A 17947-nucleotide genomic window follows, 5' to 3' on the forward strand; every position below is an offset into this window, starting at 1 on the left:
GGAACTGTTCTATTCAATATGCACGACAGAACGACAAGCCGTCGGCGTGAAGCTCAATTCTCGGGCCATTTGCTCACGGGATGGAATGTTGTTGCCTGCCGAGGTTTTATCCGTCTACAAATGTAGTAAAAATTTCGCCTTGATACGCATTCCGCCGCTCCAATCTTTTTTCCAGCATCGACAGCAGCTGTTCGTTGCGCACCAGGCCCCAGTTGCGGCCGTAATGGTAGCGCGGCGGAGCCTCCGAGGCGAAGCGTTCGACCACCAGATCCGGACGCAGGCGCCGCAGGATTTCCACGAAGAGGTCGAGGTACTCGTCGAGTGTCCAGAAACGGAAACGATCCGGGTGCGCGTCGTACTCCGCGGCCATCGCCGTCCCGCGGAAGACCTGCAGCTGGTGGAACTTCACGGTCGTGAGCGGCAGGGCGTTGATCCGCGCCGTCTGACCGAGCAGCATCGCGTCCGTCTCGCCCGGAAGCCCGAGGATGAAGTGCCCGCCCACGGCAAGGCCCCGCTCGGCAGTCATCCGCACGGCCTGCTCCGCCGCAGCGAAGTCATGGCCCCGGTTCACGGCCCGCAGCGTCGCGTCCCGGGTCGACTCGATGCCGTACTCCACGGCCACATAGCGGTCACGCGCCAACCTGGCCAGGTAGTCGAGCGTCTCTTCGTCGACGCAGTCCGGGCGTGTGCCGACGACGATCCCCACGACATCCGGATGCCGCAGCGCTTCGCCGTAGACCGCTTTCAGGCGTTCCAGCGGTGCGTAGGTGTTCGAATAGGACTGGAAGTAGACCAGGTAGTGCCGCGCCGTGCGGTAGCGGTTGCGGTGGAACTCGATTCCCTCGTCGATCTGCTGCGTGATGCTCTTCGCCGGGGTACAGTACGACGGCGTGAAGGCTCCGTTGATGCAGAACGTACACCCGCCCCGCCCGACCGTTCCGTCGCGGTTCGGGCAGGTGAAGCCCGCATCCACCGAGAGCTTCTGCACCCGATCCCCGAACAGCCGGCGGAAGTAACCCGCATAGGAGTTGAACCGCCGTTCGTCGCCCCACGGATAGGCCATCGCCACGCGCTTACAGACCCCAGTCCGAGGGGTTGTAGGTATCCTTCGGGGCGTTCGGAACGTTCGCAAAGAAGGTAAAGCCCGTCATCTCCTCCAATTTCTCAATCGAAATCATCATTGACTCATTCGGATCGGTATATTTCTGGCTGCTGTTATGACGAACGATAAAGGCCACACATTCCAACTCGTCCCGTGAACAGTTAACAACCCATTTTCCCGTATTCCCTTTCTTCGTACGCAACAATGCCTTATAATAATGGGTCGGAATAACCGTTCCACTCGCTTTCGTATTCGTATTCTCCCAATAACACCCCACGACCTGATAAAGTGTATCTGCACACCACAGGCCATCCACATATTCTTCCAAATTGTTCCAAACCCCCTGACCCTCATTGAAGCCCGATTGAAGTTGAGGTGCGATATTCGAGAGATAAAACACCTGTTGGTTTGTGGCGACGCTCACTGTTCGGTCACTCGATCCAAGTAAATGCCCCCGGGTATAACCGGTTCGTTTTTCAATCTGACTGCAACCAAGACCCGCAAGAACCGGGTCCTGCTTATAGGCATCATTGCGTCCGGATTTACCTTTGTAACTGCTGTGCATCGGAGCTGCAACCCAAACCGGGCACTCATATTCTTTGCTGTAACATACGGAAAAATTACGAATCTTTCCAGCATCCGCCCGCATATGGTAGGCATAGTAATAATCGCCCGGCTTATTCACCTCCACCGGCAGTTCCGCCCAGCCCGGATACTTCGTCAGACCGCCCGTTGGATCGCCGCCGCCCTGCGAGACCGAGGTCGTGAAGCGTTCCGTCGCACTCGCATAGCTCTCGCCTTCCCACTCCGCACAAAGCCGGAATTCATACGTCGTCGAAGCACTCAGACCCGTCAGCGTCACGGTCTTGGTCCCCGAACCCGAAGCCACGGATTTCTGCGTATAACTTTGCTCCGAACTCTTCCGGTACTCGAACCGGAGCGTATACTCCGAGGTCGGCCGCTCGAACGTGAAGCCGCAGCTCAATGTCGCCGCCGACGCCGTGACGTTCAAGGCCGAAGGGGTTCCGAAGGTCGGGCGCTCCGGATCGGGATCCGGGAGCGTTGCGCTCTGCTCCGTCCGGAACGCACTCCCGGCACTCTGCATCCGGCCCGTTCCCAGATCCGCATAGGCATAAACCACGTAAAAGGTCTCCTCCTGCAGTCCGCTCAGCGTCGCGCTCAACGTCGAACCGTCGACCGAACTCGCCGGAACCGTCTCGAAGGCTCCCATGCCTTCGTCGCTCACCACAGCATAGAGAAAACCCGCATTCGAACCGGTCAATACGCCCGGGCCGAACTTCGTGGCACAACGCAACTCAACCGTCGTACCCACCACCGTGCTCTCCGGCGTCGAGAACCATTCACTGCCTCCCGTATCCGAATCCCCGGAATCACACGACACGAAAAAGGCCGTCAAACCGACCATCAAAAGGGTAAAAATTCGCTTCATAAACTTTTACTAATTTTCATAAAGGCAAAAGGCATCCTCGCCGGTGCCCCACCCGTATCTATCGCTGTTTTATCGAAATTCCCACGCCGTTTTATCAAAAATCTCCTTCGGGGCATGCGGCACATGCACGAAGAAGGTCATCCCGGTCTTCTCCTCGATCTCCGCCACCGAGGTCATGTTCTGCGAAGGCTTCCCGCTCGGATAGGCCCGGTTCTCGAACCAGAAACCCACACACTGCAGTTCGTCGGCCGAAAGATCCTGCACCTTCCTGCCCGTATTGCCCGCCTTCGAGCGCAGCAGCACCCGGAAAAAGTGGCTCGGGACCGTGCATTTCCGGCCGCTCTTATCGGTCACTTCATTCGTGGCATGTACGCCATATACCCCGGAAACCACATAAAGCGTATCGGCGCAGATATTCTTCCAGCAATCTTCCTCAAGCGACGACCACACCCCGCTGTTGAAACTGTTCTGCCACTGAGGCGCTACATTCGTCACGTAAAAGGTCTGGGCATTCGCCGCATAACTCACCGTGCGGTCGCTCGACGCCAGCAGGTGACCCTTCGAATAGCCCGGTTGCGGCTGGTACGAGCCCTTGGTCAGGGCCGGCTGGATCGACTGCGGCAGTTCCGGATCGTAGTCCCAGGCATCCGACCGGCTCTGGTCGCCCTTGTAGCATTCGTGAAGCGGGAAGGCTGACCAAAAAGTGATCCGGTTCCCCGCACTGTAACAGATCGAGTAGTTCCGGCCCCCGGGAAGCCCCGAGCAGAAGTGCGCCGCATAATAGAGGTCCTCCGAGTCGTTGTCCACCGCCGGCAACTCCGCCCAGCCCGTATGGACCGACAGGTCGTAACGTTCAAAAACGGGCGGCTGATCCGACCCCGAACCCGGCCCGGATCCCGGGTCAATACCTTTTGAATCGTCACCTCCGCAGGCGACCAGACAGGCGACAAGGCACCCTGCCATCCATGCGATCGTCTTCGTCTTCATACTCGTCACTCTTTGTTTTTGGAATCGATCCAGATCGTCACCGGACCGTCGTTAATCAAGGCTACCTGCATGTCGGCGCCGAATTCGCCCGTCGCCACGGGACGCCCCGTCAATTCCCCGACCCGCGCCGCAAACCGTTCGTACAACGGTCGCGAAACAGCCTCCGGAGCCGCTTTGACATAGCTCGGGCGGTTCCCCTTGCGCGTCGAGGCCATCAGCGTGAACTGGCTCACGACCAGCACCTCGCCCCCGGTCTGCACGACGTCGAGATTCATCACCCCCTGTTCGTCGTCGAAGATCCGCAGCCGGACGAGTTTCCCCGCCAGGTATTCCAGGTCCTCCTCGCCGTCGTCGTGACCCACGCCGACCAGCACCAGCAATCCCTTCCCGATCCGCGAACGGAGCACGCCGCCGATCGTTACCGAAGCCTCTTTCACCCGTTGTACAAGCAGTCGCATCGCCCTTCCTTCCGGTTTTCGCTACAGATTTTCAAAAACGGCCCACAGATTGTCGTCCGACGGAACCGGAGCCGTGACCGAGACCGGTTCGTGGCGAACCGGATGGTCGAACTCCACACGCCGCGAATGGAGCGAGATCCCGCCCCCGGGTTGCGAACGCCGCGCCCCGTACTTCAGGTCCCCGCGGATCGGGCAGCCGATTTTCGACAGTTGCGCCCGGATCTGGTGGTGGCGTCCCGTCAGCAACTCGACCTCCACAAGCGTATAGTTCTTTCCACGGCCCCGCGTCTCATAGCGCAGCCGCGCCTCCTTGGCATCCCCCTTCGGGGCATCACAGGCCCGCGAGCGGTTCGTGCGGCCGTCGCGCAGGATGTAGTGCCGCAGTTCGCCCCGCTCGGGGTCGGGGGTCGCCTCGGTCAGTGCCCAGTAGACCTTGTGGATCCGCCCCTCGCGCAGCATCCCGTTCAGCCGCGTCAGCGCCTTCGAGGTCTTGGCGAAGAGCACCGCACCGCTCACCGGGCGGTCGATGCGGTGCACCACACCGAGGAAAACATCTCCGGGTTTGGCGTCCCGCACCTTGATGAAGGCCTTGATCTGATCCTCCAAGGCGCTCTCGCCCGAAGGATCCGGCTGCACAAGGTCCCCGACATGCTTGTTCACGACGAGCAGATGGTTGTCCTCGTAGAGGATATCGTCCGGAGTGAACATCGCCGTTTACAGAATAAAGGTAAAGGGCAGGAGTTTTTCCGCCGTGTCGACAACCGAGGCCGTATCGCCGCCGCTCATGATGATGCGGATCGGGCTCCCCTGACGGCGTTCCGTGTCCACCAGCACCTGGCGGCACTGCCCGCAGGGGTAGCATTCGCGCTCCGAAGGCTCCGAAGCAATGGCCAGCGATTCGATCGGGTCGTCGGCATGATTGGCCGCGGCATGGAAGAGCAGCGTCCGTTCGGCGCAAAGCCCCGCCGGGAAGACCTCGCTCTCGATGTTGCTGCCGTGGAGGATGCGGCCGCTGCGCAGCCGCGCCGCAGCCCCTACCCGGAATTTCGAATAGGGGGCCTGAGCCCGCGCCGTGGCCTGCCCGGCCTCGGCGACCAACAGGCGGTCCGCTTCGGGAAGTTCCGACAGCGCCGCATAGTATTCGTAATCGAAACGGAACTGCTTTTTCATAACCCCTTCCTTTTTCAGGAAAAAACTCCCATAAATAAAAAATGGGAAGTGAACGACAAAATTAGTAAATATTTCCGATTCCCGCAACAGATATTTCCCAAACTTCTTTCCGGAGCCGTACAGCAAGTCTTCCACCCCAAAAATCCCCGGGCGGAAATGCAGGGACATCCCTTCCCTCGAAAAATTCCCGGATCGAAACGCGCCGCGGCACGTCCCGATCCGGGATTTTCCTGTTTCCAAAAAACAATTGCGTCGAAAACCGCCGACCGACCGTCTGTCTACTCCAGCACGAACTTCGCCTGCACGTTATACTCCAGGCGGATGGTCTTGAACTCCAGCGGCTCCTCCTCGGCCGCCGCCTCGGCAGCCCCGTAGGCCTTCGCGCTGCGCATCAGCACCGCATTGTCGTACATCACCGGCATGACGTTGCTGTTCGAATCGTAGATGTAGAAGCACTTGCCCACCGTCTGACCGATCGCCTCGGCCAGCGTCGCGGCATTCGCCCGGGCGTTGCGGATCGCCTCCACTCGCACCTGCTCCTTGTATGCGTCGATCTTCGAGTGCGAGACCTTCAGGATCGAGACGTCCGAGATCCCCAGGTTGTCCAGCGCCTGCCAGGCCCGCGCCACTTCGGCCGACGTTCCCAACTGCAACTGGTATTTGGCCGTCGCTACCGAGGTCTTCTTCTTGAAGAATTCGCTCGACAGGTTCGCCACCTTGAGCTGCTTCTCCACGTCGACGCCCAGCTTCTTCAGCGCAGCAATCATGTCGCGCTGCTGGCTCTCGACCGAAATCTTCCCCTTCGAATCGCGTTCGTTGATGATGATCTGCAGATAGAACTCGTCGGGCGTGATCTCCTTCTCGGCCCGGCCGTTGACCTGTACGTAACTCGGGAATGCCTCCTGGATCTGTGCTGCGGCCGGGAGCGCTGCCAGCGCCACGACGGCCATCAAAATCAGTCGTTTCATGATATATCAGTTTTTCAGTGAACAAAACTCCCGTTTGAGAAACGGTTTTGTATAAGAAACGGAGGATTCCCGAAAATACTGCATCGCCTCCGGAAAATAACCGCCACGACGATCGGCAGGGCCGCTCCCCCTGCCGTCTTCTGCCGTCTTCTGCCGCCCCTGCCGCCCCTGACGCCCCTGCCGCCCCTGACGCCGCTCTTCGCCGCCGGGTCAGCGCCGCACGAGTTTCACCACATTCTCCACGTGGTGCGTATGTGGGAACATGTCCACCGGCTGCACCGCCTCCACACGGTAGGCATCGTTGAGCAGTGCCAGGTCGCGGGCCTGCGTCGCCGGGTTGCAGCTCACGTAGACGATCCGCTCCGGCGCGGCACGCAGGATCACGTCGATCACCGGCTCGTCCACACCCGCACGCGGCGGATCGAGGATGATGACATCCGGATGTCCGTTCGCCGCCACGAAGGCGTCGTCCAGCACCGCCTTCATGTCCCCGGCGTAGAATGTCGTATTGCGGATACCGTTCAGTTCGGAGTTGACCTTCGCGTCGGCAATCGCCTCCGGAACGTACTCGATGCCCACGACCCGCGCACAGCGTGCGGCGCAGAAGTTGGCAATCGTCCCCGTACCGGTATAGAGGTCGTAGAGCGTGTCGCCCGGGTGCAGGTCGGCGAAGCGCCGCGCCACCTTGTAGAGTTCGTAGGCCTGCGCCGAATTGGTCTGGTAGAAGGATTTCGGACCCACCTTGAAGCGGAGCCCCTCCATCTGCTTGATAATATGGTCCTTGCCGCGGTAGCACACCGCATCGAGGTCCCCGACCGAGTCGTTGAGTTTCGTATTGACGACGTAGAAGAGCGACGTGATCTGCGGGAAACACGCCGCCAGATGGTCGAGCAGCGCCTCGCGCCGCGGACGGTCCTCCGCGCCGAAAACCACGATCACCATCACTTCGCCCGTCGAGGCCGTGCGGATGATCAGGTTGCGCATCAGCCCCGTATGTTCGCGGGCGTTGTGGAACGTATAGCCGTGTTCGAGGCAGAAACGTTTGGTTTCGAGCCGGATGGCGTTCGACGGCTCGGGCTGCAGCCAGCACTTGCGGATGTCGAGCACCTTGTCGAACATGTTCGGAATGTGGAATCCCACGGCCGGCGAGGCGTCGAGATCGGCGCCGCTCTCGACCTCCTCGCGCGTCAGCCAGCGGCGATCGGCGAAGGTAAACTCCAGCTTGTTGCGGTAGAAGCGCGTCCCGGCCGACCCCAGGCAGGGGGCAATCTCCGGCAGTTCGAGCTTCCCGATGCGCGTCAGCTGGTCACGCACCTGCGCCGTCTTGAACCGCAGCTGCTCCTCATAGGGGAGGTTCTGCCACTTGCACCCTCCGCACACGCCGAAGTGTTCGCAGAAGGGCTCCTCGCGCAGCGGCGAGCGTTTCACGTAATTCACGACGTAGCCCTCCATGAAGCGGCGCCGCTTGACACGGATCTGCACGTCCACCACGTCGCCCGGGACGGTCATCGGCACGAAAACCACCACGTCGTTCCAACGCCCCATGGCCTTGCCCTCGGCCGCCAGGGTCGTGATTTCAAGCCCCTCGATCAGGGGATAGTTCGCTTTCTTTCTTGCCATCGGTTTTTCTGATTCGGGTTGCAAAGGTAACAAAAAATCATTCGCCCGCCCGCTTTTTCATCCGCACCCGCGCCCGCACACCGCCCAGCCAGAAGCCCAGTGCAAAAGGGCCTCCGACCAGCACCGCCACCGCCAGCACGAAATAGAACAGCAGCTGCCCAATAACGCCCGGCACGGCATCGAGCGTCGTGCGAACCAGATCGTCGCCCGCAGCCCGCAGCTGTTCGACCAGCGCCTCGCGCTCCCGCGAAACGTAGTATTGCAGCTCCGTGCGCTGGCGGTCGAGGTCGCCAAAGGCGTGGTCCACCGAGGCTTCCATCGTCGAGATGAGCTGCGTCGCCCGGGCGTTCAGCTCCGCCAGCATCCGGTCCGAAATCTCCGGCAGGTGCTCGGCAACCGCCACCATCCGCGTGAAGTTACGCTCCAGCGAATCGAGCTGCATGCCGATCTGCAGATGCAGGCTGTCCTGCGCAAGCCGCATCTCGAAGATATCCTTCGACCAGCTCACGCTGTTCGAAAGCTGCTGCGTCTGCCCGCTTACCCGGTCGTTCACATCGGCCAGCACCTCGGCGATCGACCCCGTGGCATAGGCATGTTCGACACCGTTCGCCTGCAGGTACTCCAGCCACGCCAGGGTCGTATTGTCGCTTTCGGCACCCTCCGAAACGGGATTTTCCGACAGATAGGACGCTACGAAACGCTCCATCAGCGGGTAACGCTCCCCCGAGAGCGCCTGCCGGGCGAGTTGTCCGATCCGGTGGTCGAGGTGTGCGGCCGTCTCCCGCGCGATGGGGCTCTGCGCCCCGAACAGCAGCGAATCGGGTGTCGAGGCAAAGTAGCGGTCCATCCGCCGGCAGAGGATCCACAGGTCGGCCAGCGCCACATCGGGGATGCCCTGCATGGCGGCCGTCAGACCGGACTGCGTGGCGCGAAGCTTCCACCGAACGGCCGACACCCGCACGCCGAGATCCGGCGACGACGCCACGATCGAATCGGCCGCCCGGGCCACCTCGCCCGAAAAATCGTAGTAGAAGGCCCGCGTCAGGGTCCGCACGTTCATCTGCTCCTTCGACAAGGGATCGCCCGTCGAGACGGAGACCTTCAGCAGCGAGCACCCCGCCAGCAACAATACGACCCCAAGCGTCGCAAAGACTTTCATTCCCTTTTTCATGATTTTCGCTTTCCGTTCCGCACGCAATTATCGATCCAGGCTCTCCACCCGTTCGCGGATATAACGCACCGCCACGCAGTGCCCCGCCTGGGGCATGTTTCCATGGTCGAAACCGTCGAACTCGCGGAGCTGCACGTCGGGATGACCCACCACCTGCATCATCCGCCAGAAGTAGGCGTTCTCCTCATAGCGGCCCAGCATCTCCAGCTCGCGGTCGCCCGAAAGCAGCAGCATCGGAGGAGAGTCCGCCCGCACGTGGTTCAGCGGAGCCAGGTCGTCGACCAGCGGCTGCGTATCCGGAAGCCCCAGCTCGGCCCGCCGCGCAAAGTGCGTCACCACCTGCCCGCTGTAGGGGATCAGCGCCGCAAAAACCTCGTCGGGGTCCAGTCCGTAGGGCTGCAGCCAGCGTTTGTCAAGGCCGATCATCGAGGTGAGGTAACCCCCGGCGGAGTGTCCCGCCACGAAGATCAGACGCGGATCGCCGCCGTAGTCGGCAATGTGGCGGACCACCCACGCCGCAGCCGCCGCGGCATCCTCCACGCACTGCGAGACCTTCACGTGCGGAACCAGCCGGTAATCCACCCCCGCTACGGCAAAGCCCTGGTTGCAGAGCGCCGCCGGGATTTCGCGCCGCCCGGCCGTCAGCCCCCCGCCGTGAAACCAGATCACCGTAGCAAAACCCGGACGGTCGGTCGGGTAGTAGAGGTCGAGGCGGCACAGCGAATCGGCCGATGCCGGGTCCGCGGCATCGCGGTAGGCGATCGCCCGTTCCGTGCGGTAGCCGCCGCCCTGCGCCCGGAGCGTCGGGCAGCTGAGAAGCATGACGGCAAAAACAAGCAGCAAACGTTTCATGGTTCGTCGGGTTTTGAGGGATAAAGGTAGGCAAAATCCCGCAAAAAACGTTATCTTTGCGGAAAATAGAGCGCTCCCCGGCCAAGACGCCCCGGAAACGGAACCCCGCAGCCCCGCAACCGTGCGTATCCCCCGATTTCCGCCGTCCCGCCCGGGCTGCGACCGCAAAACACAAGAACCATGAAGATTGCCTGTCTGCCGTTCAACCCCATACAGGAGAACACCTACGTCCTCTGGGACGAAACCAGTGAATGCATCGTCATCGACGCCGGGAACTCCAACCCCCGCGAGGATGCCGCCCTGGACAACTTCATCGTCCAGCACGGGCTCAAACCCGTGCTGGCGGCCAATACCCACGGACATTTCGACCACACGCTCGGCGTCGAACACCTCAAGCAGCGCTACGCCATCCCCTTCGCCCTCTCGTCCAAGGACCAGTTTCTGCTCGACAACGCCGCCACGAGCGGTTCGGTCTTCGGCGTGAAGACCGGCGCCATGCCCTCCGTCGACCTGGATCTGGACCAAATGTCCGAAATCCGCTTCGGGAACTCCCTCCTGCAGATCCTCCGCACCCCGGGCCACTCGCCCGGACATGTCGTCTTCTACAACCCCGAATCGAAATCCCTCTTCTCGGGCGACACCCTCTTCCGTGAATCGATCGGACGAACGGACCTCCCCGGCGGCGACTATTCGTGGATCATGCGCTCGATCCTCGACGTGATCGTCCCCCTCGGCGAGGAGGTCCACGTCTATCCCGGCCACGGTCCCGAATCGACCATCGGCCACGAACTCCTCTACAACCCCTTCATCGTCGAGGTCCTCAACGAGGAGGTCAATTACCGCGGCTGATGAAATCTCTGATCCATAAACTTCTCTACCGCACACTCCCGCTCGAAGGTTACCTCCGCGCCGTGAGCAGCCTCTTCTTCCTCTGGCAGCGCCTCGGAATCGGACGCTACGCCCCCGCCACGGAGTATGTCTACCACCTCCCGCGGCTCGTCCGGCCCGGTGACACGTGCATCGACATCGGCGCAAACCTCGGGTACTATGCCCGCACGATCTCCCGCCTGGCCGGGGTCGAAGGCCGCGTCTTCGCCGTGGAGCCCGTCGCGCCGGTCCGCAAGGTCCTCGCCCGCAACCTCCGCCGCTGTCCCAACGTCGAGATCCTCCCCTGCGCCCTCGGCGCCGAGGAGCGCGACATCGTCATGGGAAACGACTCGGCCCGCAAAACCGGATACCTCGGCACCGGGCAGAACTTCGTCAACGACACCGGAACGGCCACCGACGTGACCTTCACCGCCCGGATGCGGCGCGGCAGCGAACTCTTCGCCTCGCTCCCGCGGCTGGATTTCATCAAGTGCGACATCGAGGGGTATGAGCTGGTCGTCATGCGCGAGATGCGCCCCCTGCTCGAACGCTTCCGCCCCACGGTTTTGATCGAAACCGGCGGCGAAAACCGCCCCGAAATCATCCGCCTCTTCACCGAACTGGGGTACGAGGGTTTCACGCTCGAGCACGGGCAGGAGGTTCCCCTCACCCCCGCAGCAACCAAAGACATCATTTTCAGACATGCGCATTGACATCATATCCTCGGTCCCCGAACTGATGACCTCGCCCCTGAACGAGTCGATCCTCCGCCGCGCCCAGGAGAAGGGTTTCGTAGAAATTGTCGTACACAATCTCCACGACTACGCGCACGACCGCCGCAAAACCACCGACGACTATCCCTTCGGCGGCGAGGCCGGCATGGTCATGAAGTGCGAGCCGGTCTTCGAACTCGTCGAAAAACTCCAGGCGGAGCGCTCCTACGACGAGATCATCTACACCTCGCCCGACGGCGTGCGCTACGACCAGCACGAGGCAAACCGCCTCTCGACGCTCGAAAACATCATCATCCTCTGCGGGCACTACAAGGGCATCGACCACCGCATCCGCGAGCATCTCGTCACGCGCGAGATCTCGATCGGCGACTACGTCCTCACGGGCGGCGAACTGGCCGCCTGCATCATCGCCGATTCGGTCGTGCGGCTCATCCCCGGGGCGATCGGCGACGAGGCCTCGGCCCTGACGGACTCGTTCCAGGACAATCTGCTCGCACCGCCGGTCTACACCCGTCCGGCGGAGTTCCGCGGGTGGCGGGTTCCCGACGTGCTGCTGTCGGGCAACTTTGCCGAGATCGAGAAGTGGCAGGACGAGCAGGCCTTCGAGCGCACCCGACGACTGCGCCCCGATCTGCTCGAAAAATAGGGGGGGGGAGCGTCCGGCGATGGATTCCCGGTCAAGCCGGGAATGACGCAAAGCAAAACGGAAACGACATAAGATGCCCGAGAACAACATAAGGATGGCAGGAACAGCACAAGACAGAGCAGCAATGGCTTGGAAACATACGACATGAAAACCTTATGAAATACTACCTTATTGCCGGGGAGCCTTCGGGCGACCTCCACGGCGCAAACCTTATCCGCGGCCTCCGGAAGGCCGACCCCGAAGCGCAGTTCCGCTTCTGGGGCGGTGACCTGATGGCCGACGCCGGCGGCAAGGCCAACCTGCGAAAGCACTACCGCGAAACGTCGTTCTTCGGTGTCGTCCAGGTCCTCCGCAACCTGGGCACCATCCGCCGCCAGATGCGCGAGTGTCAGGACGACATCGCGGCTTTCGCCCCCGACGTCGTGATCCTCGTCGACTACCCCGGATTCAACATGAAGATCGCACGCTGGGCTCACCAACGCGGTCTGCGCACCTTCTATTATATCGCCCCGAAGGTCTGGGCCTCGCGCGAAGGCCGCATCAAGGGCATTCGGCGTTACGTCGACCGGCTCTTCGTCATCTTTCCCTTCGAGTGCGACTACTTCCCGAAGCACGGGATCAAACCCATTTTCGAGGGGAATCCCCTGGTCGATGCCCTCGAAGCCCGGCGGGGAACGCTCCCCGCGCCGGAGGAGTTCCGGCGCCGGAACGGGCTCGACGGGCGTCCGGTCATCGCCCTGCTGGCCGGAAGCCGCCGCTCGGAGATCCGCAAGAACATGCCCCTCATGGCTCGGCTCGCGGAGCGCTTCCCCGGGCATCAGTTCGTCGTCGCCGGGGTGCCCTGGCTCGACCGCGCGCTCTACGAGGAGCACATCGCCGGAAGCCCGATCCGTTTCGTCTGCAACCAGACCTACGAAACCCTCGCCGCGGCCGAAGCCGCCGTCGTGGCGTCGGGAACCGCCACGCTCGAAACCGCCCTGTTAGGGATTCCCGAGGTGGTCGTATATCGGCTCGCGCCCCTCGAATACTACGGAATGCCGCTCGCCGTGCGATGCCCGTGGGTCTCGCTCGTCAACCTCAACCTCCGCCGCGAAGCCGTGGCCGAGGTGCTCCAGTCGAATCTCGACATCACGCGCGCCGAACGCGAACTGCGCGCCATCCTCCCCGGCGGCGAACGCCGCGAAAGGATGCTCGCCGATTTCGAGGAGCTGCGCTCCGTCATCGGCGGCCCCGGGGCCAGCGACCGTTTCGCCGCACGCATGGTCGAACTGCTCAAAAAACACGAATCATGAAGATCATCTGCATCGGACGCAACTACCGCGCCCACGCCGCCGAACTCCACCACGATACGGGGCTCGCAGAAAGCGGCGCGGAACCCGTCTGGTTCATGAAGCCCGACACCGCACTGCTGCGCAACAACGATCCCTTCTACATCCCGCACTTCTCGCAGGAGGTGCATTACGAGTGTGAGCTGGTCGTGCGCATCAACCGCGTCGGGCGGGCCATCTCCGAGCGCTTCGCGCACCGCTACTACGACGAGGTGGGGCTCGGAATCGACTTCACGGCCCGCGACCTCCAGCGGCAGGCCATTGCCGAAGGGCTTCCCTGGGAGCGCGCGAAGGCCTTCGACCACTCGGCGGCCCTCTCGCCGCAGTTCCTCCCGCTGGCCGAGCTGGGCGGCGACGTGCAGAAACTCCGTTTCGCACTCGACATCAACGGAGAACGCCGTCAGACGGGCGATGCCGCCGAAATGATCTTCGGCGTCGACCGCCTGATTGCCGCCGTCTCGCAGTATGTCACCCTCCGCATGGGCGACCTGCTCTTCACCGGAACCCCCGCCGGTGTCGGGCCTGTCCGCCCCGGCGACAACCTCCGCGCCTCGCTCGAAGGACACGAACTGCTCAACTTCGACATCCGATAACCAGAAGGAGGAATCGGCAATCCGACAGGATGCCCGGTCCTCCCCGAAAAACGAAACAATCCACACTGTTCCGAAACATGTTGCTGCACGAAAAACTCAAAGACTACCGGCTGTTGCTGGCCTCGCAGTCGCCCCGCCGCCGGGAGCTTATCGCCGGGTGCGGGCTCCCCTATGAACTGGCCCCGAAATACGACTGCGAAGAGTGGTATCCCGCAGAAATGGCCGCCGAAGAGGTCCCCGTCTACCTCTCGCAACTCAAAAGCAAGGTCTATCCCGGAGCGCTCGCCCCGAACGACATCCTGCTGACGGCCGACACCGTCGTGGTCCTCAACGGCGAGGTCCTCGGGAAACCCCGCGACCGCGAGGATGCCGTCGAGATGCTCCACCGGCTCTCCGGACACCGGCACACGGTCGTCTCCGGCATCACCTTCCGGACAACGGAGCGGATGCACTCCTTCGAGGCCCGGACGAGCGTCTGGTTCCGCACGCTGACCGACGAGGAGACCGCCTACTACGTCGACACCTTCCGCCCCTTCGACAAGGCCGGAGCCTACGGCATCCAGGAGTGGATCGGATACGCCGCCATCCAGCGCATCGAAGGATCCTTCTACAACGTCATGGGACTCCCCATTCAGAAACTGTACACCGAACTGGACAAATTCCTTACACGATGAAAAAACAGACCCTGCTGACCCTTTTCGCCCTCCTCTGCCTCTGGCCCGCCGCCGCGGACGAGGGCATGTGGCTCCCGAGCCTCATCTCCGAACGCATCGACGACATGCGTGCCAAAGGTTTCCGCCTCACGGCTGAAGATATCTATTCGATCAACCGCGCCTCGATGAAGGATGCCGTGGTGCTCTTCGGAGGAGGCTGCACCGGAGAACTCGTCTCCGCGGAAGGGCTGCTGCTGACGAACCACCACTGCGGTTACGACGCCATCCAGCGCCATTCGACCGTCGAGCACGACTATCTCACCCACGGTTTCTGGGCCCGCTCGCGCACCGAAGAGCTCCCGAACAAGGGTCTCAACGTCCGCTTCCTGGTCCGCATGGAGGAGGTCACCGACCGCATCGCCGCCGGCGAGAGCCCCGCAGAGATCATCGCACGCGCCGAGGCCGAAGGCATCGGGTACAAGGCCGCCATCGAACAGATGTACTACGGCGACCAGCAGTTCCTCTTCATTTACGAACAGTTCGACGACGTGCGGCTGGTTGCTGCGCCGCCCTCGTCGATCGGCAAATTCGGCGGAGACACCGACAACTGGATCTGGCCCCGCCACACGGGCGACTTCTCGATCTTCCGCATCTATGCGTCGAAGGAGAACAAACCCGCGGCCTACTCGCCCGACAATGTCCCCTACCGTCCGAAGAAGCACTTCACGATCTCGACCCGGGGATTCCGCGAGGGCGACTTCACGATGATCTACGGATTCCCGGGCAATACCCAGGAGTATATCCTCTCGGATGCCGCAGCCTACATCGCCGAACGCTCCGATCCGGCCAAGATCGCCATCCGCGACGGACGCCTCGACATCATCACCCGCGCCCAGGAGAGCGACCCCGCACTGCGCATCCACTACGCCGCCAAACACGCCTCGATCGCCAATGCCTGGAAAAAGTGGCAGGGCGAGGTGTTGGGGCTGAACCGGATGAAGACCATCGCCGCCAAGCAGGAGCAGGAACAGGCCTTTGCCCGCGAAAATCCCCGCGGGGCGGAGCTTCTGCGCGAAATGAAGGCCGAATACCGCCGGATCACAGATCCCTACTTCGCCCGCGAAATCATCGCCGAGACCCTCCGCGCCCTGCCTGCGAAATACTCGGCCGAAGAGCGTGCCGAAGCCGTATTCCCGGCCCGGCGGGAGACCGAGCGATCGCTGTTCCGCTGGCTCTTCGGGGAGTATGCCCGGCGTTGTCCGGCAGAGTACCAGGTTCCGGCATTCCTCGACGGTGTGGCCGCAAACGGCTCGCCCGAAGCCTTCGCCGAGAAGGTGTTCGAGGAGGTGTGGGCCGGTGGCGAAACGCCCCTCTCCGACTCGCTGCGAAGCGGTTCGAAGCGGATGCTCGACCACATCACATGGCTGTTGGGGACAGACCGGCTGCGCAACCTCACGAGCAAACGGCTCAACACACTTTACCGGGAGTATGTCCATGAATTGCGGCGGACGTGGCCCGAACATCCTTACTATCCCGATGCGAATCTGACGCTGCGGGTGGCCTACGGCGCAATCGCCGGTTACGAATATGCCGACGGCGAATACCACAAACCGCAGACGACCCTCGACGGCATCATCGCCAAGGACAATCCCGAGATTTACGACTACGACATCCCGCAATCGCTGCGCGACCTCTATGCTTCGAAGGAGTACGGGCGCTGGGGTGTGGAGATCGACGGACGCCGCACGGTGCCGGTCTGCTTCCTCGCGTCGAACCACACCACGGGCGGGAACTCCGGATCGCCGGTCCTGAATGCCGACGGCGAGTTGATCGGCATCAATTTCGACCGCACGTGGCGCTCGACGATGAGCGACATTGCCTTCGACCCTTCGATCTGCCGCAACATCGCCGTGGATATCCGCTACGTATTGTTCGTGGTGGATCGCATCGGCGGGGCCGGGTATCTGCTCAAGGAGATGCGGATCAAATAGACCTCCGCAGCCATTGTCTGAAGCGGGGCGCGTTTCCGGAAGCTACAAAGCGCGGGGATGCGCCCGTTTCCACGAAAGGGCCGGAGAGCTCCGGAGAGTTTGCGGAAAGGGCATTCCGCCCGGGTTTGCCCGGATCTCTTCTGCCAGGAATCTCCGAATCCGGAAAAAATCGGAGTTTTCCCGGGAAAAATTTTGCAAATCGTAAAATAGTGTCTATATTTGCAGGCCCGGAAGATATTCGGGGCGTGCAATGCCCAGGTGGTGAAATTGGTAGACACGCTACTTTGAGGGGGTAGTGAACAATTGCGTTCGTGCAAGTTCGAGTCTTGTCCTGGGCACCAAAGAAGAAAATCGCAGCTGACAATCAATCAGTTGCGATTTTTTATTCCTGCCCTGCGCCACATTTGCACCACTCACGCCACACCCAACACCAGCATAACCAAACAACAAGAGTACGGGAATCCGTTCTTCGCACGCGCGCGTAAGGATGTCATAAAACTCGCGCCCGTTTCCTCTCTTGACTACGAACAAACGACCGGAGCCCGTTGAGGATCCCGGTCGCCAAAAGGTTTACCGTTCTTGCGTCAGTTGTCGAAAGTGTAGCATCTGTTCACCACAGGGTCGAACGTCGAAAATTCGCCGTCCCTCGCCCACTCCCGGAGAGTATATCGGCCCCTCGGCAAATACCGGGCCCGCCGGATGGCCTCGGCCTCCGTGGAGAACTGCCCCAGCGTGTAGCCGTCGATGGTGAGTTCGTAGATCATGGCTTATATCTTCTCAAAAAACCGAATCCGGAACTTGTTGAGGCGCTCGATCATCCATTTCTCCCGATCGGGCACAACCGGGTATCTGCTCGGATCCACATAGTCCCGACAAATACGCATAAGGGTGATAAAGGCGATTTCATCGAGCCCCATTCCCTGTTGGGTATTCTTGGCAATCTCCAACAGTTGGCCGATCTGCTTTGCTGTTAACTCTTTCATGACTCAATATACTGTTATAAGGTTTTCCACTTTGAACGACCGCCAACCGGCAGCCTCGATGTCGTAATACTTGACCGTGCGACCATCGTCCGGACGTCCGGTGCCCCTGATCGTGGCCGCGATGTCCCGCAACGTTCCGCAGGCCCGGCGCAGCGTGCCGTCGGCCTTTTCGTAGGCAAACCGAACGATACCGGCCCGCATCCGAAGGGTAAGACGGTAAAGGCTCCACGCCGTCGAAAGACATACGGAAAAGGTTTTGCCCGTTATGCGGAACAGCGCCCAGGCACGACGCATGATGTCCGATAAATCGTTTCGTTTCATGGTTATTTTCATTTGGGGCTCTCTGTGACCCCGGCGGCCGGATTACCGCCGGG

General features: G+C 61.6%; 20 protein-coding genes and 1 tRNA gene. 8 read left to right on the forward strand and 13 right to left on the reverse strand.

The features are described from left to right. Positions 1-106 precede the first annotated feature (106 nt). From ABGT65_RS04305 to ABGT65_RS04350, 10 genes are all read right to left on the reverse strand, one after another. Positions 107-1063, reverse strand: coding sequence for a TIGR01212 family radical SAM protein (locus tag ABGT65_RS04305; protein WP_346700002.1), 957 nt, complete (start codon positions 1061-1063; stop codon positions 107-109). Positions 1064-1073: 10 nt separating this feature from the next. Continuing rightward, complete coding sequence (locus ABGT65_RS04310) at positions 1074-2552, reverse strand: DNA/RNA non-specific endonuclease (protein ID WP_346700003.1); 1479 nt, start codon at positions 2550-2552, stop codon at positions 1074-1076. A gap of 69 nt (positions 2553-2621) precedes the next feature. Then, entirely contained in the window at positions 2622-3539 is a 918-nt protein-coding gene (locus ABGT65_RS04315; RefSeq protein ID WP_346700005.1) for a DNA/RNA non-specific endonuclease, read from the reverse strand. A 5-nt stretch (positions 3540-3544) separates the two neighbouring features. Further along, positions 3545-3997 carry a D-aminoacyl-tRNA deacylase gene (gene dtd / locus ABGT65_RS04320; protein ID WP_346700006.1) on the reverse strand — a complete coding sequence of 151 codons (453 nt, stop codon included), beginning with the start codon at positions 3995-3997 and terminating at the stop codon, positions 3545-3547. A 21-nt stretch (positions 3998-4018) separates the two neighbouring features. After that, on the reverse strand, positions 4019-4705 hold the full coding sequence (locus tag ABGT65_RS04325; protein WP_346700008.1) for an RNA pseudouridine synthase: 687 nt from the start codon (positions 4703-4705) through the stop codon (positions 4019-4021). 6 nt (positions 4706-4711) lie between these two features. Further along, positions 4712-5167 (reverse strand): cytidine deaminase, encoded by a 456-nt coding sequence (locus ABGT65_RS04330; protein WP_346700010.1) that lies wholly within the window; start codon positions 5165-5167, stop codon positions 4712-4714. 278 nt (positions 5168-5445) lie between these two features. Continuing rightward, positions 5446-6135 carry an SIMPL domain-containing protein gene (locus ABGT65_RS04335; RefSeq protein WP_346700012.1) on the reverse strand — a complete coding sequence of 230 codons (690 nt, stop codon included), beginning with the start codon at positions 6133-6135 and terminating at the stop codon, positions 5446-5448. A gap of 210 nt (positions 6136-6345) precedes the next feature. Beyond that, positions 6346-7755 carry a 23S rRNA (uracil(1939)-C(5))-methyltransferase RlmD gene (rlmD, locus tag ABGT65_RS04340; protein WP_346700014.1) on the reverse strand — a complete coding sequence of 470 codons (1410 nt, stop codon included), beginning with the start codon at positions 7753-7755 and terminating at the stop codon, positions 6346-6348. A 37-nt stretch (positions 7756-7792) separates the two neighbouring features. Next, entirely contained in the window at positions 7793-8926 is a 1134-nt protein-coding gene (locus ABGT65_RS04345; RefSeq protein WP_346700016.1) for a hypothetical protein, read from the reverse strand. 27 nt (positions 8927-8953) lie between these two features. Next, positions 8954-9778 carry an alpha/beta hydrolase gene (locus ABGT65_RS04350; protein WP_346700018.1) on the reverse strand — a complete coding sequence of 275 codons (825 nt, stop codon included), beginning with the start codon at positions 9776-9778 and terminating at the stop codon, positions 8954-8956. A gap of 180 nt (positions 9779-9958) precedes the next feature. Here ABGT65_RS04350 and ABGT65_RS04355 point away from each other — a divergent pair, with 180 nt between their 5' ends. The 8 genes from ABGT65_RS04355 (at position 9959) to ABGT65_RS04390 (ending at position 16931) form a co-directional block, all read left to right on the forward strand. Continuing rightward, positions 9959-10627, forward strand: coding sequence for an MBL fold metallo-hydrolase (locus ABGT65_RS04355; protein WP_346700020.1), 669 nt, complete (start codon positions 9959-9961; stop codon positions 10625-10627). Beyond that, positions 10627-11358, forward strand: coding sequence for an FkbM family methyltransferase (locus tag ABGT65_RS04360; protein ID WP_346700022.1), 732 nt, complete (start codon positions 10627-10629; stop codon positions 11356-11358). Before ABGT65_RS04355 ends, ABGT65_RS04360 begins: the two co-directional genes overlap by 1 nt. Next, entirely contained in the window at positions 11348-12025 is a 678-nt protein-coding gene (gene trmD / locus ABGT65_RS04365) for a tRNA (guanosine(37)-N1)-methyltransferase TrmD (RefSeq protein ID WP_346700024.1), read from the forward strand. The genes ABGT65_RS04360 and trmD overlap by 11 nt, the downstream gene beginning before the upstream one ends. Before the next feature lie 155 nt (positions 12026-12180). Further along, complete coding sequence (gene lpxB, locus ABGT65_RS04370) at positions 12181-13317, forward strand: lipid-A-disaccharide synthase (protein WP_346700026.1); 1137 nt, start codon at positions 12181-12183, stop codon at positions 13315-13317. Beyond that, positions 13314-13946: a fumarylacetoacetate hydrolase family protein gene (locus ABGT65_RS04375; RefSeq protein WP_346700028.1), complete on the forward strand. Its 633-nt coding sequence runs from the start codon at positions 13314-13316 to the stop codon at positions 13944-13946. The genes lpxB and ABGT65_RS04375 overlap by 4 nt, the downstream gene beginning before the upstream one ends. A 77-nt stretch (positions 13947-14023) precedes the next feature. Continuing rightward, entirely contained in the window at positions 14024-14620 is a 597-nt protein-coding gene (locus ABGT65_RS04380) for a Maf family nucleotide pyrophosphatase (RefSeq protein ID WP_346700029.1), read from the forward strand. Further along, positions 14617-16590 (forward strand): S46 family peptidase, encoded by a 1974-nt coding sequence (locus ABGT65_RS04385; protein ID WP_346700031.1) that lies wholly within the window; start codon positions 14617-14619, stop codon positions 16588-16590. Before ABGT65_RS04380 ends, ABGT65_RS04385 begins: the two co-directional genes overlap by 4 nt. 252 nt (positions 16591-16842) lie before the next feature. Then, positions 16843-16931 (forward strand) — tRNA-Leu (locus ABGT65_RS04390). A 243-nt stretch (positions 16932-17174) separates the two neighbouring features. On the opposite strand, the gene ABGT65_RS04395 is transcribed toward ABGT65_RS04390, so the two are convergent. The 3 genes from ABGT65_RS04395 to ABGT65_RS04405 are packed head-to-tail and all read right to left on the reverse strand — an operon-like array spanning position 17175 to position 17894. Beyond that, entirely contained in the window at positions 17175-17354 is a 180-nt protein-coding gene (locus ABGT65_RS04395; RefSeq protein WP_346700033.1) for a hypothetical protein, read from the reverse strand. 3 nt (positions 17355-17357) lie between these two features. Next, positions 17358-17573 (reverse strand): hypothetical protein, encoded by a 216-nt coding sequence (locus tag ABGT65_RS04400; protein ID WP_346700034.1) that lies wholly within the window; start codon positions 17571-17573, stop codon positions 17358-17360. Between the two features lie 3 nt (positions 17574-17576). Next, positions 17577-17894: an SH3 beta-barrel fold-containing protein gene (locus ABGT65_RS04405; RefSeq protein WP_346700035.1), complete on the reverse strand. Its 318-nt coding sequence runs from the start codon at positions 17892-17894 to the stop codon at positions 17577-17579. Between the last annotated feature and the right edge of the window lie 53 nt (positions 17895-17947).

This window comes from uncultured Alistipes sp., from assembly GCF_963931675.1.
Classification (GTDB): Bacteria; Bacteroidota; Bacteroidia; order Bacteroidales; family Rikenellaceae; genus Alistipes.